Origin of the sequence: Necropsobacter massiliensis (assembly GCF_000827595.2) — a bacterium.
Classification (GTDB): domain Bacteria; phylum Pseudomonadota; class Gammaproteobacteria; order Enterobacterales; family Pasteurellaceae; genus Necropsobacter; species Necropsobacter massiliensis.
In genome coordinates this window covers 229,848-256,297 of record NZ_LN776178.1, presented here as the reverse complement: position 1 = coordinate 256,297, position 26,450 = coordinate 229,848, and the positions used below count along the sequence as shown (strand labels likewise).

The following is a 26,450-nucleotide window of genomic DNA, read 5'->3' as shown; positions in this document are numbered from 1 at the left end:
TTAACTGATTATCTATTGGGGGTTATATGGCTGAAATTAAAGCATTAATTGCAATTATCGGAATTATTGCAACCATTTATCTATTAATCAAAAAATATGAAACCCGTACCGTGCTCATCGGTGTCGGGCTGGTCATGGCAATTGTAACGCTAAATCCCATGGAAGCGCTGAACGCCTTTGCCAAGTCCATGACCTCCGGCGGACTGATTATGGCGATCTGTTCCAGCATGGGGTTTGCCTATGTGATGAAATTCACCGAATGCGACACTCATCTGGTGAATCTGTTGACCAAACCGCTCAGCGGGCTGAAATTTCTGCTGATTCCTATCGCCACGATGCTGACCTTTTTTATTAATATCGCGATTCCTTCGGCAGCAGGTTGTGCGGCGGCGGTTGGCGCCACGTTGATTCCGGTATTGCGTTCGGCGGGTGTTCATCCTGCTATGGCGGGCGCCTCGATCTTAGCTGGCACTTTCGGTTCGATGATGAGTCCGGGCTCATCCCATTCTGCCATGATCAGCGAAATGTCGGGCTTAACCATCACCGAAGTCAACTTATCGCACGCGCCGTACACCACCATTGCGGGACTAATCGGCGCACTCACGCTCACTGTCATTGCGATTATTCTGAAAGATTACGGACAGACGCACCGCGACAGCTATTTACGGGAAAAAGCCGATTCCGCCGCGCAATCTGTCGGAGGTGTTAACGTATTTTATGCGCTGGCACCTTTGATTCCATTGATTATTTTAATTATCGGCGGCACCTCGCTGCAACAAATGCCGGGGCTGCAATGGACGCAAATGGGCGTGCCACAGGCGATGCTCATCGGCGCAATTTACGGACTTATCGTCACTCGCACGGCACCGGCGAAAATCACCAACGAATTTTTTAACGGCATGGGCAATTCCTATGCCAACGTATTAGGGATTATTATCGCCGCCAGCGTGTTCGTCGCCGGGCTAAAATCAACCGGAGCGATAGACAGCGCCATTGATTTTCTAAAACATTCCAATGAATTCGTGCGTTGGGGCGCAACTGTCGGACCATTTCTCATGGGCGTGATCACCGGTTCCGGCGACGCCGCCGCGATTGCCTTTAATACCGCGGTCACTCCGCATGCCACGGAACTCGGCTATACCCATCTGAATTTGGGCATGGCGGCGGCGATTGCCGGCGCTATCGGACGTACCGCCTCACCGATTGCGGGCGTAACTATCGTGTGCGCCGGTCTTGCCATGGTCAGCCCGGTGGAAATGGTGAAACGCACCGCTCTCGGCATGATACTGGCAACCTTATTTTTGGCGTTATTTATGTTGTAAAACGCGCCAAAAACGCACCGCACTTTCGTGCTTGATATAAAAGTGCGGTGTATTTTCCGAGAGTTTTCTTCTTTCTTCACACATAAATGGGAGGCAATGATGAACGACTTAGCGCAACAATTAATCCATTGGCGACGAGAATTCCACCGTTTTCCGGAAATCGGCTGGGCGGAATTCTATACCACAGCCAAAATCGCCGATTATCTGGAAAATCTAGGATTTGAGGTTCTGCTCGGCAAGCAAATTATTAACCAACAATTTGTCCGCGGTCGACAAAAAGCGGTGGTCGAACAAGGGTTGAAAAATGCTCTTGCGCAGGATATAGAACGTAAATGGTTGGACAAAATGGACGGCTATACCGGTTGCGTGGGTGTGCTCGATACCGGCAAAGCAGGAAAAACCGTCGCGCTACGCTTTGATATTGATTGCGTGAATGTAACCGAAACCCATAATGCGGAACACATCCCGAACCGACTGAATTTCCGTTCCATCAACGACGGTTTTATGCACGCCTGCGGGCACGACGGGCATATCGCTATCGGGTTGGGCACGGCATTGTGGCTGAGCCGACATAAAGCACAGCTGAGCGGTAAAATCAAACTGGTGTTTCAGCCGGCGGAAGAAGGTGTTCGCGGTGCCGCAGCAATAGCCGCCAGCGGCGTGCTCGACGATGTCGATTATTTTGCCGCCTCACATTTAAGTTTTTGCGCCAACAGCGGCTGCGTGATTTGCAATCCGAAAAATTTTCTTTCCACCACCAAAATTGATATTCGCTATATCGGCAAACCGGCACACGCCGGCGCACAACCGCACGTGGGCAAAAATGCACTGCTCGCCGCCGCCCACGCCGTCACCCAATTACATGGCATCGCCCGTCACGGCGAGGGCATGACTCGCATTAATGTCGGAGTGCTACAAGCTGGTGAAGGGCGCAACGTCATCCCGTCAAACGCTACCATACAATTGGAAGTGCGCGGCGAAAATAAGGCAATTAATCAATATATGGTCGATCAAGTGATGCACATCGCCAAAGGGATTGCCATCAGTTTTGATCTAGCTTATGAAACGGAAATCATGGGCGAAGCGGTTGATATGAATAACGACGCCGAACTGGTAACGCTACTGCAAGAAATTGCCCGCGCCCAGCCGCAGGTAAAAACAACCGATGCCGATTATGCCTTCAACGCCAGTGAAGACGCCACGATCTTGGGGCGTCGGGTACAGGAAAAAGGCGGCAAAGCCATTTATTTTATTATCGGCGCCGACCGCACCGCCGGTCATCATCAGGCGGAATTTGATTTCGATGAAAACCAGCTTTTAACCGGTGTGAATATTTATACCCAGCTTCTCCAACGTTTATTAGCCGCTTAAATGTCGCCAACAGCTCCCCGTATCCTGTACGGGGATTTTGTTGTGCAAGACAATTTGCCATGTCGCCGCCCGCCTTCTATTGTCGATAGACATACCAAATGCCGTAAACACGTAACTTTTTCGCTCCTTCCAGTCAGTAAAGTGCGGTCGTTATTTTTTTAATTTTTTTAAATAATTTTCAAACTGTTACTTCAATAAATCCGACTTAAAAACGCTTGTCTTTAAACTGAATGATAATTAGAATAATTATCATTTTTATAACAAAAATGATTAAAAATCAACCGTTTTTTTTATTTATTTAAAGAGGCAACATGAATTATTTGATAAAACTCGGCATCGCGACCCTTGCAGTGGGCTGTTCACTGCAAGCCTATGCCGACACAGAACAATTAGAACAAATCAATGTAGAAGGCAAGGTAGGTACGTCTTCCGGGGAAACGGCAAAGAGAACCTTTACACAGGCAAAAGCCGTCAGCGTAAAAGAAAATCTGTATAATTCCACGCAAACACTCGATACGGTAATACGCAGCATGCCGGGCGCCTTTACCCAACAAGATAAAAGTTCCGGCGTGCTGTCTGTCAATATTCGCGGCGAATCAGGTTTTGGGCGTGCCAATGCGCTTATTGACGGCGTACCACAAACCTTTTATTCCGCTGCGGCAGACAGCAAAGGACGTGCCGGCGGCACCTCGCAATTCGGCGCTAATATCGATCCGAATTTTATCGCCGATGTGGAACTGTCGCGTGGCAGTTTCAGCGGTAAAAGCGGAATCAATAGTTTATTTGGCGCGGCAGACTTTCGAACATTGGGTGTGAATGATGTGGTTAAAGACGGCGATCGATTCGGTATATTACTCAAAGGTCTGACCGGTACTAATGCGACCGAACCGAATTATGCTGCCACCGCTGCATTCCGCCAGCCTTTAGATAACGGCGGTTATTTTGGGATCTTGTACGGCTACAGTCATCGTAAAATTTCACAGGATTATCGCTACGGCGGCGGTGAATTAATCCGCAACGCGGGAGAAAAATTCCTTGAAGATAGAAAAAAATTCTATTTCCGGGAATTAAGCGGATTAGAGTTTATCAATGGCAAATGGGAAGATATCAACGGCTGGTATGCACCAAAAGTGAAATGTTTAAGAGGGGTAAGATGCCTAACCGTCGAAGAAGCAGTTGCCGAGACGGAAAAAAGCTGGCAGGAAGATTTAGTGCATCAATTTGATGTGAAACCTATTGATCCCGATTCATTACGACAAAAATCACACAGTCATCTGGCAAAATTGGAATATATGGACGATCTGCATGCCCTCACGCTACAATTTCGTAGCCTACATAACTATGTTGCCGGACGCACCATTGATACCAAAAACTATCAGTTAAATTATGGCATCAACAAAGGAGATTATTTAGATCTGCACTTATTGCTCGCCCATAATGTTGGTATACAAAAATATGCAGCAGGCTCTCTGTTCGCCGGTAAAACCGTTCGTTCACCGCTGGAAACAAAAAATAATGCGGATCTGCTGGATATCAACAATAGCTTCAATATAGAATTGCCACAGGAAGTGCGGTTAAAAACTACCATAGGTTTCAATGTGTTGAAAAATAAATACAGTAAAAGCCGTTATCCTTATGAATTAGGATTGTTTTATGGCATGTATAACCGAGGAAATAAAGCCTTATTGCCACAAAAATCCATTACCATGCAGCCTTCCGGTAAACAGCAGTTTTACAGCTGGTACCTTGACAACAGCCTGGATTTCGGGCGCTTCAATCTCGCTTACAATACCAATTTCACTCGTTATAAATTTACCGGAGAACATGCCGAATATTATTTAGGTTCAGATTTACGCGATACGCTAGATAAAAATTCTTCGCTTTGGAAACAGCTTTGCTACACACCAAGCGAGGGCGTCGACGTATGTGAAAACTATGAACCGCTGGTGCATAAAAGCGGTAAGAAAAATGCGTTGAATCATTCTGTGACCTTAAGCGCTGATTTTCACCCGCTGTTTATGCCATTTATCAACTATTCCCGAACTCACCGTATGCCGAATATTCAGGAAATGTTTTTTTCACACTTAAGTGATCTCGGAGTAAAAACTGATCTGAAACCGGAACGTGCCAACACCTACCAATTGGGAATCAACGGCTTCAAAGAGGGGGTATTCCGGGATGATGATCTGCTGGGCTTTAAAATCGTCGGCTACCACAGCAAAATCAAAAATTATATTCATAATACATTTGGATTCTGGGGCGATTCAAAAATATATAACCAACACAATTACCATCCTGATTGGGCAAGAATGGTCGGTTTCAGCAAAATTATCCACTATCAGAATTATGCTAAAACAGTAACGAAAAAAGGGCTGGAGTTGGAATTTAGCTACGACATAGGGCGGGCTTATATCAACCTTGCCTATGCTTATCAGAAAACCAACCAGCCTACTAATTTCAGCGATGCCAGCCCGGCAGCTACGCCGAAGCTGAACTCCGGCAAACTGGAACTGGGTTACGGATTAAGCAAAATCACCATGCTGCCGCGCGATTACGGTCGAGTGGACATTGGTACAAGATGGTTTGATCAAAAACTCACGCTCGGCACTACCATGCGTTACTACGGCAAAAGCAAACGCGCCACCATTAATAAAGTCAATATCGGTGAACAAAATACCTATGACAACTATTTGAAAAAACAGGAAATTCGAGCAACAGAAACGATCGAGCGCCAGCCGCTAATCTGGGATTTCTACATCACCTACGAACCCATCGCAGATCTCACACTGAAAGTCGAATTACAAAATGCATTTGACAGAAAATATATCGATCCACTGGACTCTAACAACGACTCTGCCAACCAACGCTACTACACCATGTTTGCAGAAGACGGCGACGGCAATAAATCCGTTCTCAACAACTGGGCACGCGGACGTACATTCGTGCTAAGTCTAAGCTACAAATTCTAAGGCAATAGCTACATGTAACCAAGGCGACATTAATATGTCGCCTTTATTCTGCCTGCATCAACTGCACTCAAGCCTGCAATCGCCTTGCACTCCTCCGCTCGATGCCGTTTGTGATTTACCAACGTCTGTAGAAAAGATCTGATTTCCATCAGCTGCGCGATTTTTTCATCCACCCGTTGCAAATGGGCAATAATCATCGCATCAGCCACGCAATGTTGCTGCGGCGTCTGTTTCAATTGGTTAAGCTGCTTGATTTCATCAATAGCAAAGCCAAGCGAACGGCAGGATTTAATGAAATTCAGCCGAGCCAAACTGTGCGCATCATAGTCGCGATAACCGTTTGCGGCGCGTTGCGGCACTGGCAATAAACCGATTTTTTCGTAATAGCGAATAGTTTCCGGATGAATTCCGCTTTGTTTACTTAACTGATTGATTTTCATAATTTTCTTCCGAGTGATAGCTGCATATAATTACCTGTAACAAATTTTTCTTGAGCCCGTAGTAACTACAGAGTTTATAGTGATACCTAGCCTAACACAAGCTCAGCAGCGCACGCTTATTTACGGAGAATCACTATGCCAAATCGCCAATCCCAGTGCGGACAACAGGAACACCATCATACTCACATACCGAATAATAAAACCGTTTTAGCCTTGAGTTTGGCATTGATCAGCGGTTATATGTTGATCGAACTGCTCGGCGGTTATTATTTCAACAGCCTCGTCCTGATAGCCGATGCAGGACATATGGCAAATGACAGTCTGTCGCTTTTTCTGGCGTTGCTCGCTCTGTTTCTCAGCGCACCGATGCAAAAATGGTTTGCGCTGCTTAACGGCATATCATTGATCGCAGTTGCCGTCATCATTTTATTGGAAGCTGTCGAACGCTGGCAAAACCCGCCGACAATGGCGGTGCTGCCGATGCTGAGCGTGGCATTTATCGGCTTGTTGGTCAACATATTGGTGGCACGGATTATGCTGCATAGTGATCGGCATAATCTCAACATTAAAGCGGCTTACCTGCATGTGCTAGCGGACTTATTCGGTTCCGTCGTGGCAATTATCGCCGGCTTAAGCGCGTGGCTGTTGCACTGGTTGTGGGTTGATATTATCGCCAGCGCACTACTGAGCCTGCTGGTACTGAAAAGCGGATTCAGTGTCGCACGGCAAGCCATCAGCGCATTGCGCGATAAAAATCGCATAGAGGCGGATAGCCATTCCTGTGACTAACCGAATGGTGCAAAAGTGCGGTCGGATTTTACCGATTTTCAGTTATGCGACCGCTATAATAATATGTCGTGAAACACGCAAAAAAAATCACCGCACTTTTACCAGCAAAATATCTGTCATCTTGCGCGCATTTTATGCCATAACCGCGTACAATATACCGATTCCAGCGCAAACTATAAGGAACACAATAATGAAACTCGGTATTGTCGGTACGGGGATGATCGTACAGGAATTGATGCAGATTATGCCCGCCATCACACTTGAACGCCTCGCTCTTTTCGGTCGGGATCAGGCAAAAACTCAAGCGCTTGCCCGCCAACACGGCATTAAACAGTATTTCTTTGATTATCAAGCAATGCTGGCAAGCGATTTGGATACGATTTATATCGCCCTGCCTAATCACTTGCATTTTGAATTCGCTCGTCGCGCGTTAGCAGCGGATAAACATGTGATTTTGGAAAAACCGATCACCTCGAATTATGCTCAATTCCAGCAATTACGCGAACTGGCGACGGTGCGCCGGAAAATCCTGCTGGAAGCGGTGACGGTGCATTATCTGCCCGCTTATCAGGAAATTAAACAAAAAATCGGCGCTCTCGGCGAGCTGAAAATCGTCAGTTTAAATTACAGTCAGTATTCCTCACGCTACGATCGTTTTCAAGCCGGCGAGATTCTGCCCGCTTTCGACCCGCAAAAATCCGGCGGAGCGTTAATGGATTTGAACGTCTATAATCTGCATTTCGCGGTGGGCTTGTTCGGTGCGCCGCAATCCTGCATTTATGCGGCGAATATTGAACGCGGTATCGACACCAGTGGTATCCTGCTGCTTGATTACGGCGCCTTTAAAGCGGTATGTATTGGCGCTAAAGACTGCAGCGCGCCGGTTTTGCTGTCTATTCAGGGCAACAAAGGCAATATCAGTGTACCGATGCCCGCCAATGCCATGAACCAATTCAGCCTGCGCGATAATCAGGGCGAAACGACAGAATATCACTTTGAGGCACAGCATCGCATGCTATATGAATTTCAACAATTTGTGCGCATTATCGACCGGCAAGACAACGCTTTCGCCGAACATATGCTAGACATCAGCGCCACCGTGTGCCGCCTATTGGAACAGGCACGCAAACAACAAGGCATTTTATTTGCCGGCGAACAGTAAAATTAACTGACTGCTGAAAAGTGCGGTGATTTTTTTATTCTTTTTGAGAAAAAACCTTATCTTAACAAGGCTTTTTGTTACATGTTATCCAACAAAATCACAATCATTCCTTCGGTGTGATGATCACTTTAATATCTTCCGGCATCGCATAATAAGGCGCAGATGTGATAAATAAATGAATACCTAAGGCGGCATAGTGTTCGATATTATGTTTGTTGACTCCGCCAGCAACCGACAAGACGACCGGACTTTGAGCCGCATTAACAACGCGCACCGCCTCCTGTACATCGGTAACGCTGAATTTATCCAGCTGAATAATATCCGGCTGAGCCGCAAGCATGGTTTTAAATTGTGCAAGGTTATCCGCTTCCAGTGTCACTTTATTTTCCGGCGCCGATAAACGCAGCTGCTGTACAAGGGCACGGTAATCGTCCGGTTGCGCCAGCAAACGGCGATGATTGGTAAACACCAGTAGGGTTTCGCTCACGCCTTGACGATGAATATGGCCACCTCCCGCCAGCACGGCTGCGGTTGCCAGTTTACGGGTATTCGGAATGCTTTTACGGGTGCAAGCGATCACGGCACAAGGGTTGACAGCTTTTGCCCGATTAACCATTTCTGCCGTATATTGTGCTACGCCGCAAGACCATTCCAGCACCAACTGTACGACTTTCCAAGCCTGATGCAATTTATCAGCGCTTGCTTCAGCGCTAATTAGCGTTTCACCCGCTTGTGCCTGCGCGCCGTCTCGAATATGTACATTATAGGCAATCCCCAGTTTCGCCAGCAGCTTCTCCGCTACATCAATACCCGCCACCACACCGGCATTTTTACGCTTAAATATCATGCGGGCAGGCACCGCAGCAATATTTAATGCCTGAGTGGTTAAATCACCGCGGTAAATATCTTCCAGCAGCAGATCATCAAGTTCTTTGTCAGAAAAGTAAATCATATTGTCTCCCGATGTAAAATAACACGCCCCTGATGCAGCCGAACCGTGCGATCGGCAAGATATTCCGCTTCCTTTGGTTCGTGAGTAACGAATAACAAGGTCAGCTGCAATTCTTCACGCAGCGTTTTCACCACATCCCATATTGCCCGCCGAATTTCCCAATCCAGAGAAGAAAAAGGTTCATCCAAAAGCAGCAGTTGAGAACGAGCAATCAACGCTCGGGCAAGTGCCGCTCGCTGTCGCTCTCCTCCGGAAATCTGAGCGGGATAACGATCAATCAAATGCGCAATTTTCAGTTTATCGAGCCAGTGCAGCTGAACTTGTCGATCCGCACAGTTTCCCTGTGCCAACGCCAGATTGCCACCTATCGTTTTATGTGGAAAAAGATAAAGTTGCTGGTTCAAATAGCGGCATGACCGTTTCCATGCCGGTACGGCATTTAAATTTTGCCCGGCAAGAAAAATAGTTCCCCGATAGGGAATATAGCCGGCGATTGCATTCAGCAGTGTCGTTTTTCCGCTTCCTGAACACCCCAGAACAGCTACCGACTCGCCTTGCCGAAGATACAGATTAACTCGGTTTAAAATGCCCGCAGACAATGCTTCGATCACCAACATTCAAATATTCCGATTAATGACACGTAACAACAACAGCAAAAGCGCCGAAATCAGCAAAAGCCAGATCGCCGCACCGATTGCCAACTCAAAATCACCACTAGCAATATTTAAATAAATTGCCATTGGCAAGGTTTCGGTTTTAAAACGGGTTGCTCCCGCCAGCATTAACGTCGCGCCGAATTCCCCAATCGCTCGCGACCAGGCCAGAATCGCACCGCACAATAACGGTTTCAAACACATGGGTAATTCAATGCGGCATAAGGTGTTAAACGGTGAAAGCCCCAAATTATACGCTGCCAGACAATAGCCCGGATCAATTGAAGAAAACGCACCGCGCGCATTGCGTAGCAAAATAGAAGCGGCAATATAGGTCTGCGCGACGATAATACCGAGCGGACTAAAAATCAGTTCACGGATAAAAGGAAACCATTGCCCCACATAACCTTGCGCATTGAACAGCAACAACAGACTCAGCCCGATAACCAAAGGCGGCAGCACCATAGGTAAATCTAACAGTGTATCGATCACGCGCTGAAACGGCAGTGTTATCCGGCTCATTACCCAAGCGGACGGCAATGCAATCAGTACTGCAAAGCACAGAGATAACAACGAGGTACCAAGCGACATCGCCAGCGCAAAATAAAGCTCTTTATTCGTAAACGTTTGACGAAAAAAATGCCCGTCCAATTGATTGATTAATGCCAATACCGCACCGCCGATCACCGCCAAAAACAAGCACAGCGGAAGCAAAGATAAACGTTGTCCAAAACTGCTAGTTAATCGGTAAGAATCCTTCATCGGTGAAATATTTTATGCCTTCTGCAGATTTAAATAGTTCCAATAAAGCTTTAGCTTGAGTCGGATTTTCCGAGGTCGTCAGCAACGCAATGGTGACCTGTTCTTCCGGCGTACCGGCAGGATTTGGCAGTAACACAAGTTTTTCCCGCTGTTTCCATGCGCCAGCACGACCGACCACCGCAGCATCCACATCGCCGTTTAGCAGGTACAACATCAGCTGCTGGACAGTGCCGGCACGCACCACAATTTTTTCATTTAAGGCCTCACCGTATCCCGACAATGCCAGCATTTTTTCTGCACCTTTGCCGAGCGCCATCGCTTTGCTATCCCCGATCCCTAACCGAAGATCGCTTTGTGCAAGTGCCTTGAATGAATCAATACCCGCGCTTTTTTCTTTTCTAATCGCCATCACCGGGATGTGCCGCACAATAGGCGCAAATTCTTTTACCTCACCGGCTTTCACCAGTTTATCCACATATTCTTCAGAACCGGGCAAATACAGATCGCCTTTTTTCACCGCCTGATAACGCGCCAATAATTGCCCCGAACCGCCATATTCCACCGTTACCTGATTACCGGTTTGCCGTTCAAACTGCTTCACGATTTTGCTTACCGGCGATTTCAATCCCGCGCCGGCATAAAGATATAATTCTGCCGCCCAAAGCGAAAAAGTGGCGGAAAGTGCGGTTAAAAATATGATTGTTTTTTTCATAATAGAGCCTTTTAGTTATTCAAAGATGCCTTATATAACGAATAATATAATGAAGCCCAAAAAGCTGCAATTAAAAAATCAAATCATCACTTTCCGCGCCGTCTTTCAGTGATTTGTTTTGATTGCCTTGGCGTAGGACATCATCAAACCGTCATCCACTCAACGTAAAAAGCCCGCCAATATGGGCTTGATAACGAACGTTGGCGGAAAAGAACCAGATCGCACAGTCGACATGGTCTTATTAATTCAGTTTCCTTGGAATTCTTTCCGCCATGCCTGCGGGCTAATCTGATGTTTTAATTTAAATTGTTGACGAAATGCGGTTGCACTGCGATAACCAATTCGCTCGGCAATTTGTTCAATGCTCAGATCGCTGCTTTCCAGTAAATCCCGCCCTTTTTGCAACCGCACTTCCGTCAACCAATGGTTAAATGCCATGCCGGTGGCTTTGCGAAAGTGACGAGTAAAAGTACTGCGGCTCATGGCAAGCTGCTTGGCAAGGGTATCAATATGATAAAGTGCGGTCGGATTTTCCTGAATTTCCGCCAGCAGCCGATTAATTGAACGGTGAGATGTCATCTGCGCGACCGGCTGTTCGATAAATTGCGCCTGACCGCCTTCCCGATGAGGTGCGACAACCAGCAAGCGCGCAATTCGGTTGGCGATTTTCACCCCATAGCGCGCCCGCACAATCGCCAGACAACAATCCAATCCCGCGGCGACACCAGCGGAGGTAATCAACTGCGCCTGTTCCACATAAAGGGCATTGGAATCAAGCTGCACGGCAGGAAAACGTCGCTTGAAATCTTCCGCTCCCGCCCAATGAGTTGTGGCTTTTTTATCATTTAACAAACCGGTATAAGCCAGCACATACGCGCCGTAACACAAACCAACTAAGGTTGCCCCACGCGCGTACGCTCGCCGTAGTGCAGTCACCAGCGACGGGCAAGGCGGCTGGCGAATATCGTGCCAGCCAGGAATAATAATCACATCACTCTGTTGCAATAATTCCAAGCCGCCATCGGGTCGCACCGAAACTGCACCGGAACAAAAAGTTTGCCCGTCTATCGCAATATGGCGTAAAGCGAACAACGGCTTCCCCTCCGGCGCCGTGGAAAATACCGCCTGCGGAATGGTATAAATCAGTGGTTGGAAATCAGGATATAAAATCAATGCAACCTGAGGCAATTTCGCTTTACACATACAAAGATTCCATCAATGAAAACTGACCCAATTCTTTCGCTTATTGGTAAAAAAGTCAATATTACAAACACTATACTTCGCTCATAATATGCCCATCGACAGACACAAGTGCGGTCTGTTTTTTAACAATTTTTAACGAGGTACATAATGAAATTAACTAAACTGGCTTTATCCGTATTACTCGGTACAAGTATCATCGGCAACACCGCGGCAGCAATGCAGTATCAGCATATTCGCAATGCCACCGCCAAAATCCAGTACGGCGATAAAACTTTTTTGCTCGATCCGTACTTAGCGCCGAAAGGTAGTTACGCTGGTTTTGCCGGCACGGTAAACAGCGCTGCGCGCAATCCGTTAATTGATATGACTCAACCAGTCGAAACCGTACTTTCAGGCGTGGATGCGGTAATCCTGACGCATACTCACGCCGATCACTGGGATGAAGCGGCACAGAAGCTGATCGCCAAAGACACGCCGATTTTCGTTCAGAACGCCGGTGATGCCGCCATTGTGCGCAAACAAGGCTTCACGGATGTGCGCGTAGTCGGCAAAAACACGGCATTCGGCACGGTAAAACTCAGTAAAACTGGCGGTCAACACGGCACTGATGGAATGTACGCTAATCCACAAATAGCAGAGCTGTTAGGCGATGCCATGGGCGTGATTTTCCAAGCGCCGAATGAGCAAATCCTGTATGTGGTCGGCGATACGATCTGGAATTCGGCAGTTGAGCAAGCATTAACAGATTATCAACCCAAAGTGATCGTGATGAACACCGGATATGCCAAACTGGCAAACATGGACGGCGGTATTATTATGGGCACCGCCGATGTAAGCAGGGTCTATCAGCGCGCTCCACAGGCGAATATTATTACGGTGCATATGGATGCGGTAAACCACACGACTGTTTCCAGCCGGGATATGCGCCAATATGTGCAAAAAAATAACATGACGGATCGGGTCAGCGTACCGAAAGAAGGTGAAACTCTGAAATTCTGACGTACTGTTACCAACACGGCGGTTATACCATTAAGGTATAACCGTTCTCTAAAGTGCGGTAAAAAAAGTGGAGAATTCTACCCGCGTGCCGGTATAAGGCAATACAGTTGTGCGTTTTGTTTTCAATGTGCGTTATCGCCATTCTGGTTCAGAATATACTCTTTGATATAGTTTGCTGATGCCGATAATCGTTTATTTTTATTCCAGACAAGATAAATATCATTACTTGGGGCAAGCGCCTGCGGCGTAAGATTAACTAACCTGCCGTCAATCAACTCTTGACGGCAATGATAATCAGACAATACTGTCCAGCCGGCACCTTGTATGACGAGCGCTTTAATGATGCGAAGATCAGGCACAATAAGGTTCGCCTGCACAGTCGGTGCAGTCCGGAATAATGCTATCCACAGATTGCGTACCAGTGGCAAATTTTCATCAAAGGCAAGCAACGGCGTTTGTGCCAGCAATGCTGGATCAAGCCGATCTTGTAATTTAATCAGCTGTGGCGAACAGACTAAATAGAATTTTTCCCGCATAAAATGGGCAAAATTGTAACGTTCGGGCGAAGGTGCACTGGCAGTAAACGCCAAATCTACCCCATCATTTTCCAACGTTTGATAGACAAAATCCCGATTACCGAGTTGAAAGCGCAAATTAATATGATGATCAAGCAGTGGTGCGATAATATTCAACAACCGATGGTGTAGAAAATCGGGCGAACAAGCAATATGCACCGTGCCACCGTTGGGAGAACCAAGCTTGATGCTGAGCAGCTTATTCTCAAGACTATCAATATGTGGCGCAATGGCACGCGCCAGTTCATCGGCTATCGGAGTTGCTAGCACGCCACGCGCCTGTCGCACAAATAATGGTTTGCCCATCAGGCTTTCCAACGATTGAATATGCAGTGATACCGTAGGCTGAGTAATATGTAGATTCGCTGCAGTCTGCGACATGGATCTGACCCGATAAACTTCAAGAAAAGTTTTCAGTTGCGAAAGATAAGACATAGCAATAAATTTTTTACTGGATTAACGGAGTGATATAGAAATATTAATAGAATGTAGCGTAAAATAAAAGAAACAGTGATAAAAAACTGCCCAACGAAATCTTTCAGGCAGCTTATAATTTCGATATTAACACGCAACAATTAGTTTTTATCGTCGCGAATTCAACACATTTGAGCATTGACGAATTTTTTGCTTTGCCAAAGCATCAGACTCAAACCGATAAGCGATAACACAACGGCGGCAAGATGAGTATAAGCAAAACCACCGTGAGCGATCACGACACCGCCAGTAAATGAACCAAACGCAACGCCCAGATTAAAACCCGCAATATTCAGACCGGCTGCGATGCCCTGAGCATTGGAAGAAAAACCGATTGCCAATTTCAGTAAACGGGCCTGTAATGACGGCACAACGGCAAAAGTGAAAAAACCCAGGCTCGCCACCAGCACACCCATTGCGACGATGGAAGACAGCGCAAACCACATTAGAAGTGCGGTAAGAATAATCCCTGAAATAATCAGAATATTGGCTTTATATTCACCTAATCGGTCAGTAAGATGACCTCCCCAGATATTGCCAATCGCAGCTGATATACCGTAAATCAGCATAAAAATACCGATGTGCTGCACTGCAACGCCTGTAATTTGGTTCAACATTGGAGCGATATAAGTATAGGCGCTGAAGGTACCCGCATAGGCAAACACTGTCACCAGCGCTGCTGACAATAAGAACGGACTGAACAGTATATGCAAATTCTCTGCCACAGATTGCCGCTCAGCGGTTGGTAAGCAGTCTTTCATACCACACAATAACCCAACTCCGCCAATAATGCCGAATAATGTCACCAGACTCATTACCCAGCGCCAGGAAATTATACCGCCCAACCACGTACTGAGCGGCACACCTACTGCCATAGCCAGTGTAAAACCGCTAAACACCACGGCAACAGCACGTCCAGCCCTTGCTTTGCCCGCCAGATCGGCTGCCGTGCTGGATGCGACCGCTAAAAATAAACCGTGTCCCACCCCCGCTAGAAAACGACTGGCCGTCATCACAGCTAAATTCCCAGCCAATACTGCCAATAGACTACCGACACTAAACAGCCCTGCCGTAGTTAGCATGACTGTTTTACGCGACCAGTTTGTGGTTAAAGCGGTCAAAATCGGTGCCGAAATTGTCGCGCCCAGCGCATACGCTGTAACATTCTTGCCCACTTGCTCCACACTCACACCCAAATCAACCGCAATCACATCAGATAAACCAATCGGCAGAAACTCCGCCAATCCTAGCGCAAACGCGCTAATTGCAAAAATATAAATAACAATGGGCATTTTCTACTCCTTTCATTCTGTATTTTGTGTTACGGAGCCTAAGTATAGAGAAACGCCTAAAATAAATATAATTATTAAATTTATCTAACTTATAAATATATTTATATTAGAAAAAGAAGAATAAATTTATTCAATAGCAAGAATGGTAAAATCACAGAAAAAACCACCGCACTTTTGTTGCGCCCGTTTTATTCCTAATAACGTTATTCTCTTATTGTCATTATGATCGTTTGTCATCATGCCGCGCTAACGCCACATCATATAAAGGGACAAAGTGGCGGAAAATGCTCCGGCGGTAATCGATCCGCCGTTGTAACATCGTAATATTAAACAATTCACTGAGATTTTCGCTATTCAGAATCTGACTGGTCTCACCGAATAAAAAACCGTCTTTTTTGAGTAGTAAGGTTTTATTCGCCAGTAACGCGGCATGATTAGGCTGATGGGTTGTGAAAATAATGGTCAATTTTCTTTGTTCAGCAAGTCGGCGCAGCAAAGATAATAACTGGTTTTGATTATACAAATCCAGCGCCGATGCGGGTTCGTCCAATAGCATAATCGGCGCCTCACTGGCAAGTGCTCTGGCAATTAATACCATCTGCCGTTGCCCGCCGGACAATAATCTGAAATCCTTATCTGCAACAGCAAGCAATCCCAAACTGTTTAACGCGTCTCGGGCAATTTCCCGATCTGCCGCTTTAGGGGTGGAAAACATTCCGATATGCGTCGAACGCCCCATCAAAACAATATCCAACACACTATATGCAAAAGGCGGTGTAAAAAACTGAGGCACAAAGCAGCACGGCTTGTCAGCAACCACTTCGCCGGTTAGTGGCTGACGAATTTTCAGCAGAATATCCAACAGCGTACTTTTGCCGCAGCCGTTCGGCCCTAAAACCGCTAGAACATCGCTTTGGGCAAGCGCAAAAGAAAGCGCGCGGAACAGCCACGGCTGTGCAGTATAAGCAAAGCTTAAATCTCGGCAAAAAATCACCGCACTTTTATTCATTCCAGCCGTCCCGTTTCAGTTTATACAGTAGAAAGCCGAATAACGGCGCACCGATCAGCGAAGTTAAAATACTGATCGGAATTTCCGCATCAGCCGCGGCGCGCGCAAAACAGTCGACAACGATCATATAAATCGCGCCGATTAACATGGAACAAGGTAATAAACTCTGATGATTAGCACCAACCAGCATACGACCGATATGCGGAATGATCAACCCCACCCAGCCGATACTGCCGCTGACCGCAACCTGACAGGCAACAATCACTCCGCTGCAAAACAGAACACACCAGCGCAGCGGTGTCACTTTGATGCCCAGCGCTTTGGCTTCCTTATCCCCCAAAGACAACAAATTCAAGCGCCAGCGCACCCCTAACAACACAGCGCTGCAACAGATAAAAGGCAGAAAGAAGAAATACAGTTTTTCGTCGTTGGCGGTGGCGAAACTGCCCATTAACCAGAACACAATACTCGGCAGTTTTTCTTCAACGTCGGAAATATACTGTAACAGGCTGACCAACGCGGAGAAAAATCCGCTTAACATCATACCAGTAAGGATAAGCATTAGCAGACTTTGTTTCATCAATTTATAACTGAGCAAGAAAACCGCGAGCAAGGTGCCTACCCCGAATATAACGGTATTAAAAAATAACCCTTGAATACCGAATCCCAGAAAAATCGCTAATGTACCGCCAAAGGCCGCACCGGAAGTTACTCCGATAATATGCGAATCGACCAACGGGTTGCGAAAAACGCCCTGCAATACACAGCCGCTTAACGCCAGCCCGGCGCCCACTAGTGCAGCAAGCAGAATCCGCGGCAGGCGGACTTGAAAAATTATCTGCTGTTGAATCGGCGCCAAAGGGAGACCGCTGACTTTTGCCAACAGAATATGAATGACTTCTGGCACAGAAAGAGAATACCGCCCGATCCCCAACGCAACCAGAACGGTAATAATCAGCAATATGATCAGCGGATATATCCGTTTATTATGATGCGACATACCGCCTCAGTCAGTCTTTATAGTGAGTGCGGTAGAATGTAACATAATAATCGTCAACCAGTTTATCCAGATCGATATCCCCAAACCGCTGCGGATACAGTTTCTTCGCCATCCACAATTCGCCCAAAGCCAGCGCTTCCGGCATCGGATAACCCCAAGCCTTGGCATATTCCGGCATCAGATAAACTCGTTCGTTTTTCACCGCGGCTATATTTGCCCATTCGGCAGAAGTACGAATTTGGTTGACGACATCGGGATACCGGTTCTGCACAAAAATAACCTGCGGATTCCAACTTAGTACATTTTCCAGCGAAACCTGTTTATAGCCTTTAATTGTTGCAGCAGCCACATTATAGGCGCCGGCATGTTCCATCATTAAGCCGGTATATTTGCCTGAGCCGTAAGTGGTTAAATCCGGATTGGCCATATAAACTTTTATTCTGTCGGCAGGTTTGATATCGCCCAGCCGCTGCGCCAGCAGCTGACGGTTGGCAAAGGCTGCTCGGATTAACGCCTCGCCCTGCGCCTGTTTTTCAAACACTTCGGCAATTAAACGAATTCCTTGTTTTAACCCGTCATTATAGGCTTCATCTTCATTTTCCAAAGTGGGATTTAATTTTGCTTGCTCGCGTTCATCACCGCTACGCAGCGAAATCGCAATAACCGGCAAACCCGCATTAGAAATTTGTTCAATCATTTGCGGCGGCGCATAATTAGTGACAAACACCACATCCGGTTGCAATCGCAACAGGCTTTCGATATTGACTTCGTTAAGATCACCGGGTGTCGCCATCTTTTCCAGCTCTGGTGCCAGCCGAACATAGTTCGCTCCCAGTTGTTTTTTCCATTTGGATAACACGCCCACTACTTGTTTAAGCGCATCCAACTGCACTGCAATATTCAGTGTTTGATGTTGCAGAATAACCGCTCGCTGTACGTGATCAGGAATCACGACCGCGCGGTTTAACTGATCGGTTACGGTACGTTCGGCAAAGGAAGATAATGCGATACAACAGGTAAACATCACCAACAAAAAACGTTTAAATTTCATAAGATCACCTCAATTAAAAATTGGTTATATAATAATATGCATAACGTTTTTATAAAAGAGGTTTATTTATTCTGCAAAGATCAAATTCAATGATAGCCGCCAATAGACGTTGCCGGCGGCGAAATGCGCAATGTAATCATATTCACTTGCCAAAACCGGCTATTGCGAATCACTACTAAAGGAGGAATACAAAAATAAAAAGAACTGAGCCCAACATAATATCGGTATCAGTCCTTCAATTACATCTCTAACGCGATGAGGTTAAACCTCAGCTTCTTTTTCCAGCCGTTTTAAAGTCTGCGGCCGAAAAGTAGAGACAATACCGCCAAAACCAAAAATGCAATAAACAGGATTTTGGCAATACCTGCCGCGCTGCCGGCGATGCCACCAAAGCCCAATGCCGCAGCAATAATGGCAATCACGAAAAAGATAACGGAATAACGTAGCATAATAATCTCCTTTGCTTTCATCGTTAAATCAGGTTGAACGGCTGCCAGAGCAGGCTCGGTTTTAAACATATCACAAAAATGGCTTACCATGCAAAATAACTCAATACAAAATATCACCAGCATAACCTTAAGCACCATACAAAAGAGAGTATTAGCTATCAAGATAAATAAAAATACAGAGAGACTAGCCTAAAAGTGCGGTCGATTTTCAATCCGTTTTTTAGCGTATTAAAAATATCGTTAAAACCCACCGCACTTTTATATGGTGAGATTATATGGCGCGATGGCTTAAATAAATTTTTTCCAGCAATTCATACACCACCAGTACCCGTCTAGCGGTAATGGTCTGTCTGGGACGATATAAATAATACGCCCATTTTTGTGACTCGCTGTAAGGAAACACCTTTACCAATTCGCCCGTTTCGAAGTAATGCCGGCAATCCATATAAGGAATCGGGGCAAATATTCTGCCTGCCAGAACAGCTTGCAACAAGGCTTTCGTATCATCAGTCACTACATTGGCCTGATAAATGGGGATCAGTTCATCATTGACATACCAATGCCAAGGTCGATTGGTTTTGTTATTCAGCAGACTTCCGAGCGGAAAGCGCGCCACCAAATCAGTGATATTTTCAGGCTGCCCAACCTGTTCAAGCAGTTTAGGCGAAGCCACAATTGGTTCGTTCAGCATGCGGATTTTTTTCGCGATCCAGTTTTGTTCCGGCGATTGCGTAATTCTTACACCGATATCTATTTGATCTTCCACCGTTTTTAGTACATCAAACCCAGTGCGCCAATCAATACGAATATCAGGATAGGGCGTTAAGGCAATCAACAGTTGCTTCAGCACCCAATCACTGTAGGCTGACGGCGGCGCGGTGATCCGCACGATACCGGACAATTCGTTATCATTCACCCTAGGCGAACCGAATAAGGCGTGTTCCTGCTGCAAAAACTGTTCCGCTTTGGGCAACCATTGCGCACCAAAATCCGATAAGCGAATAGAACGGGTATTGCGTTTAAATAATTGTTCGCCCAATTCATTTTCCAATTCACCTATCACGCGGGTAATCACTTGCGGCGAAACAGAAAACCGCTCTGCCGTTGCCCGAAAACTTAAGGTTTCAGTAGCAACGACAAAATATTTTAACGCATCTAATCGGTTCATAATCTCATTTTTCGGAATTGTGTTTTCTATATTTATTCATTTTAATGAGATTAAAATGGAATTACAATCCAACCATTCGCTTATTAGTGTTTAACATAATGAAGAAACAACGGCGATTTTGACCGCACTTTTGACATGCACAATATCCGAAACCGCGGCGCAAAATATCGTGCAAACGCCGTTCAAAAATCAACAAGGAGTCAGACAAATGGCACTTTCCAATAAACAATACAGCCTCGCCCAGATCGGCGCGTTTAGCGCAAAGGGGGATATTCCTCGCCTGAATGCCGCCATCGATCAAGCATTGGATAATAATTTAAGCATAAATGAAATTCAGGCTGCGATAGTACAACTTTATGCTTATGCAGGTTTTCCGCGCAGTTTAAACGCCCTATCCGCGTTATCAGAACGTGTTGCAGCCCGACGCGCGCAAGGGTTGAAAACCGAACAAGGGCGTTCTGCACGCCTGTTGCCGGGAAATACCGATTTACTTGCACTCGGCACGCAAACACAAACCCGTTTAGTCGGACAAACCGTCGACCTCTCCGCTCTTTCGCCGGAGATCGACCGCTATCTGAAAACGCATTTATTCGGCGATATTTTTGCCAACGATTTGCTTAACTGGCAGGAACGGGAAATCATTACCGTTGCGGCGTTAAGTACAATGCAAGGGGCAGAAAATCAATTACACGCGCATATTCACATTAGCCAGCAAAACGGTCTGAGCGATGAACAACTCACAGAGATTCGCCAAATATCAAGACCGGCGATAAGCCCATTTCCGCTAGGGGAAGAAAATACCGCTTATGCGCAATATTTTGTCGGCAAAAGCTATCTGAATATGCTGTCTATGGAACAACTGCCTATCGGCAATGTCACTTTTGAACCGGGCACGCGGAATAACTGGCACATTCATCACGCCAGCAAAGGTGGCGGACAAATGTTGATTGTCACCGCAGGACGCGGCTATTATCAAGAATGGGGCAAACCGGCTCAAGCCCTAAAAGCCGGTGATGTGGTGCATATTCCAGCCGGTGTGAAACATTGGCACGGTGCGGCGTCAACCGCATGGTTTCAGCATCTTGCTATCGAAGTACCGGGTGAAAATACCCGTAATGAATGGCTGGAGCCGGTTTCTGATGCCGATTACGCTAAGTTAAAATAATTTTTCATTGTTAAAGAGGAACATACCATGTATTCATTCAGTTTTCGCAATCCGACCCGCATTGAATTCGGTGTCGATAAAGAAAAAAATATTGGCGCTTATATGCACCAATTCGGTGTCAAAAAAACGTTGCTGGTGTACGGCAGCGAGCGGATTAAACAATCGGGCTTGTTTGACGATGTCGCCGCCAGTTTGAACGCCAACGGTATTGAATTCGTTGCATTCGGCGGCATTAAAAGCAATCCGATTTTAAGCAAAGTAAACGAGGGAATTAAACTTGTTCGCCAACAAGGGATAGACAGTATTTTAAGCGTCGGTGGCGGTTCCTGCTTAGACAGCGCCAAAGCCATCGCCGCAGGCGCATTGTATGCCGGCGATGTATGGGATTTCTTTATTGACAAAGCAGTGGTTGAGAAAAACCTGCCGATTTTCGACATCATGACCCTTGCGGCAACAGGTAGCGAAATGAATAACGGCGGCGTGGTGATGAACGAACAAACTCAGCAAAAATATGCCATTAATGGTGAGGATTTGTATCCGAAAGTCTCGGTCATCAATCCTAAATTACAGGCGACTGTCAGCCGGGATTATTTGGTGTATTCAGCAGCGGATATTATTGCCCATTCTATTGAGGGCTATTTTACCGCCAGCGTACAGCCTGAGCTCATCAACATGCAGGTAGAAGCTAATATCAAAACCGTCATCCGCACTACGGAAATCCTGCTCAACGACCCGAACGATTTGGATGCCCGCGGTGAATTCGCTTGGGCGGCGACCATGGCACTGAACGGTTTAACTTACGTGGGAACTACCGGCTTCAGCTATCCGAATCACATGATTGAACATGCGTTAAGTGCCATTTGCGATGTACCGCACGGTGCCGGACTGTCTGTGGTGATGCCGGCATGGATGACATGGTGGAAAAAACGAAACCGACCACAGTTTGAACGTTTCGCCCGCGAAATTTTCGGCTTGCGAACTGCCGAAGAAGGCATTGCCGCGCTCAAATCTTGGTTCGCCAAAATCGGCACGCCGACTACACTGGCACAACTCGCTGTCAACGACAAACAACTGAGCGCCGTAATTGATAATGCGGTTCAAAATGCGAAAGATTGGCAAATGAGCGACATTTATACCAAAGCGGCTATTACGGAAGTGTTTGATTTAGCCAAATAATCGCCTTATTTTAAGTAAAAAGGTCAGGTTTGCCAAAACATCGGCAAATCTGACCGCACTTTTGTTGTATCAAATTGAGCTATTGGAGAGGCAATAACCAATCGGCATCAGCACATATTTCGCGTGTTTGCACACACAGTTGAGTTCATAATCTCATATCACACAGTTGCTTGTCGGAGCATGGTATTTCGCTATCAATACGACTCAACAAAAAATACACTAAAGTAAATGTAAAAAAGAGAAGCGTTCTAAACAACGCTTCTCTTAATCATTCTCTGGTTTATCGTTTTGCAATCAGTTAAAACGGAATATCATCGTCAAAGCTGTCGTTTGCCATCGGCGGTTCTGCAGTCGGGGGGGGGGTTTTGGGTTTGGGGGGGGGCCGGGAATTTGCAAGACGTCACCCTGAATTTCCGTGGTATAACGATCCTGACCGTTTTGATCCTGCCATTTACGGGTTCTTAAACGCCCTTCCACATACACTTTAGAACCTTTACGCAGGTACTCGCCTGCCACTTCCGCCTGACGGCGATAAAATACAATACGGTGCCATTCAGTCACTTCACGGCGTTCATTGGTGTTTTTGTCCAGCCAGCTTTCGCTGGTCGCTACGCTGATATTGGCGACTGCTTCGCCGTTTGGCATGGTGCGCACTTCTGGGTCGTTACCCAGGTTTCCTACAATAATAACTTTATTTACTCCGGCCATACTGTCCTCTGCTCAATACTGTGTGATGTAAAAATTCCGCTTATTTTGCCTTAAAATGACAAAAAGATCTATCTCTTAACACAATTTTTACTGGATATTTGCACAGTTATTTAAGAATATGCGATAATGATCGCAATTTTAACTCGGTTTCATCCGAATTCACCTATCTGCTATTATCATGGAAAAAATCGACATTCGTGGGGCAAGAACCCATAATTTAAAAAATATCAACCTCACTATTCCGCGCGACAAATTAATTGTGATCACCGGATTATCCGGCTCAGGAAAATCCTCCCTTGCCTTTGACACGCTGTATGCGGAAGGTCAGCGCCGCTATGTGGAATCACTGTCCGCTTATGCCCGCCAATTCTTATCTTTAATGGAAAAACCGGATGTGGATCATATTGAAGGGCTGTCGCCGGCGATTTCTATTGAGCAGAAATCCACCTCGCATAACCCGCGTTCCACCGTCGGGACAATTACCGAAATTCACGATTATCTACGCCTGCTATTCGCGCGAGTCGGTGAACCGCGCTGCCCGCACCACAATGTGCCGCTGAGTGCGCAAACCATCAGTCAAATGGTAGATAAAGTGCTGTCGCAGCCGCAAGACAGCAAAATGATGCTGCTTGCGCCAGTGGTGAAAGAGCGTAAAGGCGAACATATCAAAATGTTGCAGCATATTGCAGCGCAGGGTTATATCCGCGCACGAATTGATGGTGAGATCTGCGATTTATCTGATCCGCCAAAGCTGGAATTGCAGAAAAAGCATACTATTGAGGTGGTGGTGGACCGTTTCAAAGTGCGGTCGGATCTCGCCACGCGATTGGCAGAATCCTTTGAAACCGCGTTGGAGCTTTCCGGCGGTACCGCGGTTGTGGCAGATATGGAAAATCCGCAGGCGGAAGAACTGCTGTTTTCCGCCAATTTTGCCTGTCCGCACTGCGGCTATTCCGTACCAGAACTGGAACCGCGCTTATTTTCCTTTAATAACCCGGCGGGTGCCTGTCCGACCTGCGACGGTCTAGGTGTGCAGCAATATTTTGATGAAAAACGGGTGGTACAGAATCCGTCGATTTCTCTTGCCGGCGGCGCAATCAAGGGCTGGGATCGGCGTAATTTTTATTATTACCAAATGCTGACATCGCTCGCCAAACACTACGGCTTTGAGATTGAAAGCCCGTTTGAAGCCTTACCGAAAAAAATTCAACATATTATTTTGCACGGCTCGGGCAAGGAAGAAATTGAATTTCAATATATGAACGATCGCGGCGATGTGGTGGTGCGTCATCATCCGTTTGAAGGGATTTTGAATAATATGGCACGCCGTTATAAAGAAACTGAATCGCTGTCCGTGCGGGAAGAACTGGCGAAAAACATCAGCACTCGTCCCTGTGCCGATTGCGGTGGTTCGCGTCTGCGTCCGGAAGCACGCCATGTATATATCGGCGAAACCAATCTGCCGGAAGTATCGGAAAAAAGTATCGGTGACACGCTACAGTTTATGGACACTCTGACGCTCAGCGGGCAAAAAGCGCAGATCGCAGATAAAATCCTGAAAGAAATCAAAGAACGTCTGCAATTTTTGGTGAATGTCGGACTAAATTATCTGTCGCTTTCCCGTTCCGCCGAAACCTTATCCGGCGGCGAAGCGCAACGTATCCGCCTTGCCAGCCAAATCGGCGCCGGGTTGGTCGGCGTGATGTATGTGCTGGACGAACCCTCGATCGGTCTGCATCAACGCGATAACGAACGCCTGCTGAACACACTGATTCACCTGCGTAATCTCGGTAATACCGTTATTGTGGTGGAACATGACGAAGATGCGATTATGGCGGCCGATCATATTATCGATATCGGTCCCGGCGCGGGCGTACACGGCGGCTATGTGGTGGCGCAAGGCACGGCGCAAGAGATTATGGCAAATCCTGACTCGCTGACCGGCAGATTTTTGTCGGGCAAAGAAAAGATCGAAATTCCGCAAAAACGCACCGCACTTGATAAGCAAAAAATCCTGAAATTAAACGGTGCGGCGGGCAATAATCTGCAACGAGTTAATCTGGAAATTCCGGTGGGATTGTTTACCTGTATCACTGGCGTGTCCGGCTCGGGCAAATCCACCCTAATCAACGATACCCTGTTCCCGCTGGCACAAAATGCGTTGAACCGCGCCGACAACATTGATTTTGCGCCGTATCAATCTATTGAAGGGCTGGAGTTTTTCGACAAAGTGATCGATATCGATCAAAGCCCGATTGGGCGTACACCGCGTTCCAATCCCGCCACCTATACCGGGTTGTTCACGCCAATCCGTGAGCTGTTCGCCGGCGTGCCGGAATCGCGCGCGCGCGGTTATAATCCGGGGCGTTTCAGCTTTAATGTACGCGGCGGACGTTGTGAAGCCTGTCAGGGCGACGGTGTGATCAAAGTGGAAATGCACTTCCTGCCCGATGTGTATGTGCCTTGTGACCAATGTAAAGGCAAACGCTACAACCGCGAAACGCTGGAAATCCGCTACAAAGGCAAAACCATCCATCAAGTGCTGGATATGACGGTGGAAGAAGCGCGCGAATTTTTCGACGCCATTCCGATGATTGCACGCCGCCTGCAAACCCTAATGGATGTGGGCTTATCCTATATCCGTTTGGGTCAATCCTCCACCACGCTGTCGGGCGGTGAGGCGCAACGGGTGAAACTGGCAACGGAGCTGTCGAAACGGGATACCGGCAAAACCCTGTATATCTTGGACGAACCCACCACCGGTCTGCATTTTGCGGATATCAAACAATTGCTTGAAGTCTTGCACCGCCTGCGTGATCAGGGCAATACCATTGTAGTCATCGAACATAATCTGGATGTGATCAAAACCGCCGATTGGATTGTGGACCTCGGTCCAGAAGGCGGCAGCGGCGGCGGTCGGATTATTGCAACCGGCACGCCGGAGCAGGTTTGTCGCGTAAAAGGCTCGCACACTGCACGCTTCCTGAAACCGATTTTAGCGAAAGGCTAAGCGACAACGGCGCAGTTTCGGGCTGCGCCTCATTTCCCC

Annotated in this window: 22 protein-coding genes and 1 pseudogene; 9 read left to right on the top strand and 14 right to left on the bottom strand. The window is 46.9% G+C overall.

What is annotated here, in order from left to right; translation table 11 throughout:
* Positions 1-26: 26 nt before the first annotated feature.
* From dcuC to BN3349_RS01265, 3 genes are all read left to right on the top strand, one after another.
* Positions 27-1,322, top strand: coding sequence for a C4-dicarboxylate transporter DcuC (dcuC, locus tag BN3349_RS01275; RefSeq protein ID WP_040975486.1), 1,296 nt, complete (start codon positions 27-29; stop codon positions 1,320-1,322).
* Between the two features lie 99 nt (positions 1,323-1,421).
* On the top strand, positions 1,422-2,693 hold the full coding sequence (locus BN3349_RS01270) for a M20 family metallo-hydrolase (protein WP_040975485.1): 1,272 nt from the start codon (positions 1,422-1,424) through the stop codon (positions 2,691-2,693).
* A gap of 311 nt (positions 2,694-3,004) precedes the next feature.
* A complete protein-coding gene (locus tag BN3349_RS01265; RefSeq protein ID WP_040975484.1) occupies positions 3,005-5,662 on the top strand; it encodes a TonB-dependent receptor domain-containing protein in 2,658 nt (885 codons plus the stop codon).
* A gap of 29 nt (positions 5,663-5,691) precedes the next feature.
* On the opposite strand, the gene BN3349_RS01260 is transcribed toward BN3349_RS01265, so the two are convergent.
* Positions 5,692-6,102: a MerR family transcriptional regulator gene (locus BN3349_RS01260; RefSeq protein WP_040975483.1), complete on the bottom strand. Its 411-nt coding sequence runs from the start codon at positions 6,100-6,102 to the stop codon at positions 5,692-5,694.
* A 135-nt stretch (positions 6,103-6,237) separates the two neighbouring features.
* On the opposite strand from BN3349_RS01260, the gene BN3349_RS01255 reads away from it, so the two are divergent.
* Positions 6,238-6,891: a cation diffusion facilitator family transporter gene (locus tag BN3349_RS01255; RefSeq protein ID WP_040975482.1), complete on the top strand. Its 654-nt coding sequence runs from the start codon at positions 6,238-6,240 to the stop codon at positions 6,889-6,891.
* Between the two features lie 190 nt (positions 6,892-7,081).
* The gene (locus BN3349_RS01250) at positions 7,082-8,053 is read left to right on the top strand and encodes a Gfo/Idh/MocA family protein (protein WP_040975481.1); all 972 of its coding nucleotides are present in this window, start codon (positions 7,082-7,084) and stop codon (positions 8,051-8,053) included.
* A 103-nt stretch (positions 8,054-8,156) separates the two neighbouring features.
* Here the strand turns inward: BN3349_RS01250 and modD are convergent, their stop codons facing one another.
* From modD to BN3349_RS01225, 5 genes are all read right to left on the bottom strand, one after another.
* Positions 8,157-9,005: a ModD protein gene (gene modD / locus BN3349_RS01245; RefSeq protein WP_040975480.1), complete on the bottom strand. Its 849-nt coding sequence runs from the start codon at positions 9,003-9,005 to the stop codon at positions 8,157-8,159.
* The gene (locus BN3349_RS01240) at positions 9,002-9,622 is read right to left on the bottom strand and encodes an ATP-binding cassette domain-containing protein (protein WP_040975479.1); all 621 of its coding nucleotides are present in this window, start codon (positions 9,620-9,622) and stop codon (positions 9,002-9,004) included. The genes modD and BN3349_RS01240 overlap by 4 nt, the downstream gene beginning before the upstream one ends.
* The gene (locus tag BN3349_RS01235; RefSeq protein WP_040975478.1) at positions 9,623-10,420 is read right to left on the bottom strand and encodes an ABC transporter permease; all 798 of its coding nucleotides are present in this window, start codon (positions 10,418-10,420) and stop codon (positions 9,623-9,625) included. It abuts the gene before it with no gap.
* Positions 10,395-11,132: a molybdate ABC transporter substrate-binding protein gene (modA, locus tag BN3349_RS01230; protein ID WP_040975477.1), complete on the bottom strand. Its 738-nt coding sequence runs from the start codon at positions 11,130-11,132 to the stop codon at positions 10,395-10,397. Before modA ends, BN3349_RS01235 begins: the two co-directional genes overlap by 26 nt.
* 246 nt (positions 11,133-11,378) lie before the next feature.
* Positions 11,379-12,335 carry a GlxA family transcriptional regulator gene (locus BN3349_RS01225; RefSeq protein WP_040975476.1) on the bottom strand — a complete coding sequence of 319 codons (957 nt, stop codon included), beginning with the start codon at positions 12,333-12,335 and terminating at the stop codon, positions 11,379-11,381.
* 147 nt (positions 12,336-12,482) lie between these two features.
* Here BN3349_RS01225 and BN3349_RS01220 point away from each other — a divergent pair, with 147 nt between their 5' ends.
* A complete protein-coding gene (locus tag BN3349_RS01220; RefSeq protein ID WP_040975475.1) occupies positions 12,483-13,334 on the top strand; it encodes an MBL fold metallo-hydrolase in 852 nt (283 codons plus the stop codon).
* Between the two features lie 122 nt (positions 13,335-13,456).
* On the opposite strand, the gene BN3349_RS01215 is transcribed toward BN3349_RS01220, so the two are convergent.
* From BN3349_RS01215 to BN3349_RS01185, 7 genes are all read right to left on the bottom strand, one after another.
* On the bottom strand, positions 13,457-14,344 hold the full coding sequence (locus BN3349_RS01215) for a LysR family transcriptional regulator (protein ID WP_040975474.1): 888 nt from the start codon (positions 14,342-14,344) through the stop codon (positions 13,457-13,459).
* A 161-nt stretch (positions 14,345-14,505) separates the two neighbouring features.
* On the bottom strand, positions 14,506-15,675 hold the full coding sequence (locus BN3349_RS01210) for an MFS transporter (RefSeq protein ID WP_040975473.1): 1,170 nt from the start codon (positions 15,673-15,675) through the stop codon (positions 14,506-14,508).
* A gap of 220 nt (positions 15,676-15,895) precedes the next feature.
* A complete protein-coding gene (locus BN3349_RS01205; protein WP_040975472.1) occupies positions 15,896-16,684 on the bottom strand; it encodes an ABC transporter ATP-binding protein in 789 nt (262 codons plus the stop codon).
* Positions 16,677-17,684: a FecCD family ABC transporter permease gene (locus tag BN3349_RS01200; RefSeq protein WP_040975471.1), complete on the bottom strand. Its 1,008-nt coding sequence runs from the start codon at positions 17,682-17,684 to the stop codon at positions 16,677-16,679. The genes BN3349_RS01205 and BN3349_RS01200 overlap by 8 nt, the downstream gene beginning before the upstream one ends.
* Before the next feature lie 10 nt (positions 17,685-17,694).
* Entirely contained in the window at positions 17,695-18,735 is a 1,041-nt protein-coding gene (locus tag BN3349_RS01195; protein WP_040975470.1) for an ABC transporter substrate-binding protein, read from the bottom strand.
* A 290-nt stretch (positions 18,736-19,025) separates the two neighbouring features.
* Positions 19,026-19,346, bottom strand: a complete 321-nt coding sequence (locus tag BN3349_RS12340) for a DUF1328 domain-containing protein (protein ID WP_442412727.1) — start codon at positions 19,344-19,346, stop codon at positions 19,026-19,028.
* Positions 19,347-19,455: 109 nt separating this feature from the next.
* Entirely contained in the window at positions 19,456-20,352 is an 897-nt protein-coding gene (locus BN3349_RS01185; RefSeq protein WP_040975469.1) for a LysR family transcriptional regulator, read from the bottom strand.
* Between the two features lie 208 nt (positions 20,353-20,560).
* Here BN3349_RS01185 and BN3349_RS01180 point away from each other — a divergent pair, with 208 nt between their 5' ends.
* Positions 20,561-21,517, top strand: a complete 957-nt coding sequence (locus BN3349_RS01180) for a carboxymuconolactone decarboxylase family protein (RefSeq protein ID WP_040975468.1) — start codon at positions 20,561-20,563, stop codon at positions 21,515-21,517.
* A gap of 27 nt (positions 21,518-21,544) precedes the next feature.
* Complete coding sequence (locus BN3349_RS01175; protein WP_040975467.1) at positions 21,545-22,693, top strand: iron-containing alcohol dehydrogenase; 1,149 nt, start codon at positions 21,545-21,547, stop codon at positions 22,691-22,693.
* Between the two features lie 298 nt (positions 22,694-22,991).
* Here the strand turns inward: BN3349_RS01175 and ssb are convergent.
* Positions 22,992-23,401: pseudogene (ssb, locus tag BN3349_RS01170) on the bottom strand (single-stranded DNA-binding protein).
* Positions 23,402-23,579: 178 nt separating this feature from the next.
* Between ssb and uvrA the strand changes: the two are divergent.
* Positions 23,580-26,411, top strand: a complete 2,832-nt coding sequence (gene uvrA, locus BN3349_RS01165; RefSeq protein WP_040975466.1) for an excinuclease ABC subunit UvrA — start codon at positions 23,580-23,582, stop codon at positions 26,409-26,411.
* Positions 26,412-26,450 lie beyond the last annotated feature (39 nt).

Bases quoted from the DNA above. Each gene is read 5' to 3' on its own strand.
- dcuC (WP_040975486.1), top strand. From the start codon at position 27: ATGGCTGAAATTAAAGCATTAATTGCAATTATCGGAATTATTGCAACC.
- BN3349_RS01270 (WP_040975485.1), top strand. From the start codon at position 1,422: ATGAACGACTTAGCGCAACAATTAATCCATTGGCGACGAGAATTCCAC.
- BN3349_RS01265 (WP_040975484.1), top strand. From the start codon at position 3,005: ATGAATTATTTGATAAAACTCGGCATCGCGACCCTTGCAGTGGGCTGT.
- BN3349_RS01260 (WP_040975483.1), bottom strand. From the start codon at position 6,102: ATGAAAATCAATCAGTTAAGTAAACAAAGCGGAATTCATCCGGAAACT.
- BN3349_RS01255 (WP_040975482.1), top strand. From the start codon at position 6,238: ATGCCAAATCGCCAATCCCAGTGCGGACAACAGGAACACCATCATACT.
- BN3349_RS01250 (WP_040975481.1), top strand. From the start codon at position 7,082: ATGAAACTCGGTATTGTCGGTACGGGGATGATCGTACAGGAATTGATG.
- modD (WP_040975480.1), bottom strand. From the start codon at position 9,005: ATGATTTACTTTTCTGACAAAGAACTTGATGATCTGCTGCTGGAAGAT.
- BN3349_RS01240 (WP_040975479.1), bottom strand. From the start codon at position 9,622: ATGTTGGTGATCGAAGCATTGTCTGCGGGCATTTTAAACCGAGTTAAT.
- BN3349_RS01235 (WP_040975478.1), bottom strand. From the start codon at position 10,420: ATGAAGGATTCTTACCGATTAACTAGCAGTTTTGGACAACGTTTATCT.
- modA (WP_040975477.1), bottom strand. From the start codon at position 11,132: ATGAAAAAAACAATCATATTTTTAACCGCACTTTCCGCCACTTTTTCG.
- BN3349_RS01225 (WP_040975476.1), bottom strand. From the start codon at position 12,335: ATGTGTAAAGCGAAATTGCCTCAGGTTGCATTGATTTTATATCCTGAT.
- BN3349_RS01220 (WP_040975475.1), top strand. From the start codon at position 12,483: ATGAAATTAACTAAACTGGCTTTATCCGTATTACTCGGTACAAGTATC.
- BN3349_RS01215 (WP_040975474.1), bottom strand. From the start codon at position 14,344: ATGTCTTATCTTTCGCAACTGAAAACTTTTCTTGAAGTTTATCGGGTC.
- BN3349_RS01210 (WP_040975473.1), bottom strand. From the start codon at position 15,675: ATGCCCATTGTTATTTATATTTTTGCAATTAGCGCGTTTGCGCTAGGA.
- BN3349_RS01205 (WP_040975472.1), bottom strand. From the start codon at position 16,684: ATGAATAAAAGTGCGGTGATTTTTTGCCGAGATTTAAGCTTTGCTTAT.
- BN3349_RS01200 (WP_040975471.1), bottom strand. From the start codon at position 17,684: ATGTCGCATCATAATAAACGGATATATCCGCTGATCATATTGCTGATT.
- BN3349_RS01195 (WP_040975470.1), bottom strand. From the start codon at position 18,735: ATGAAATTTAAACGTTTTTTGTTGGTGATGTTTACCTGTTGTATCGCA.
- BN3349_RS01185 (WP_040975469.1), bottom strand. From the start codon at position 20,352: ATGAACCGATTAGATGCGTTAAAATATTTTGTCGTTGCTACTGAAACC.
- BN3349_RS01180 (WP_040975468.1), top strand. From the start codon at position 20,561: ATGGCACTTTCCAATAAACAATACAGCCTCGCCCAGATCGGCGCGTTT.
- BN3349_RS01175 (WP_040975467.1), top strand. From the start codon at position 21,545: ATGTATTCATTCAGTTTTCGCAATCCGACCCGCATTGAATTCGGTGTC.
- uvrA (WP_040975466.1), top strand. From the start codon at position 23,580: ATGGAAAAAATCGACATTCGTGGGGCAAGAACCCATAATTTAAAAAAT.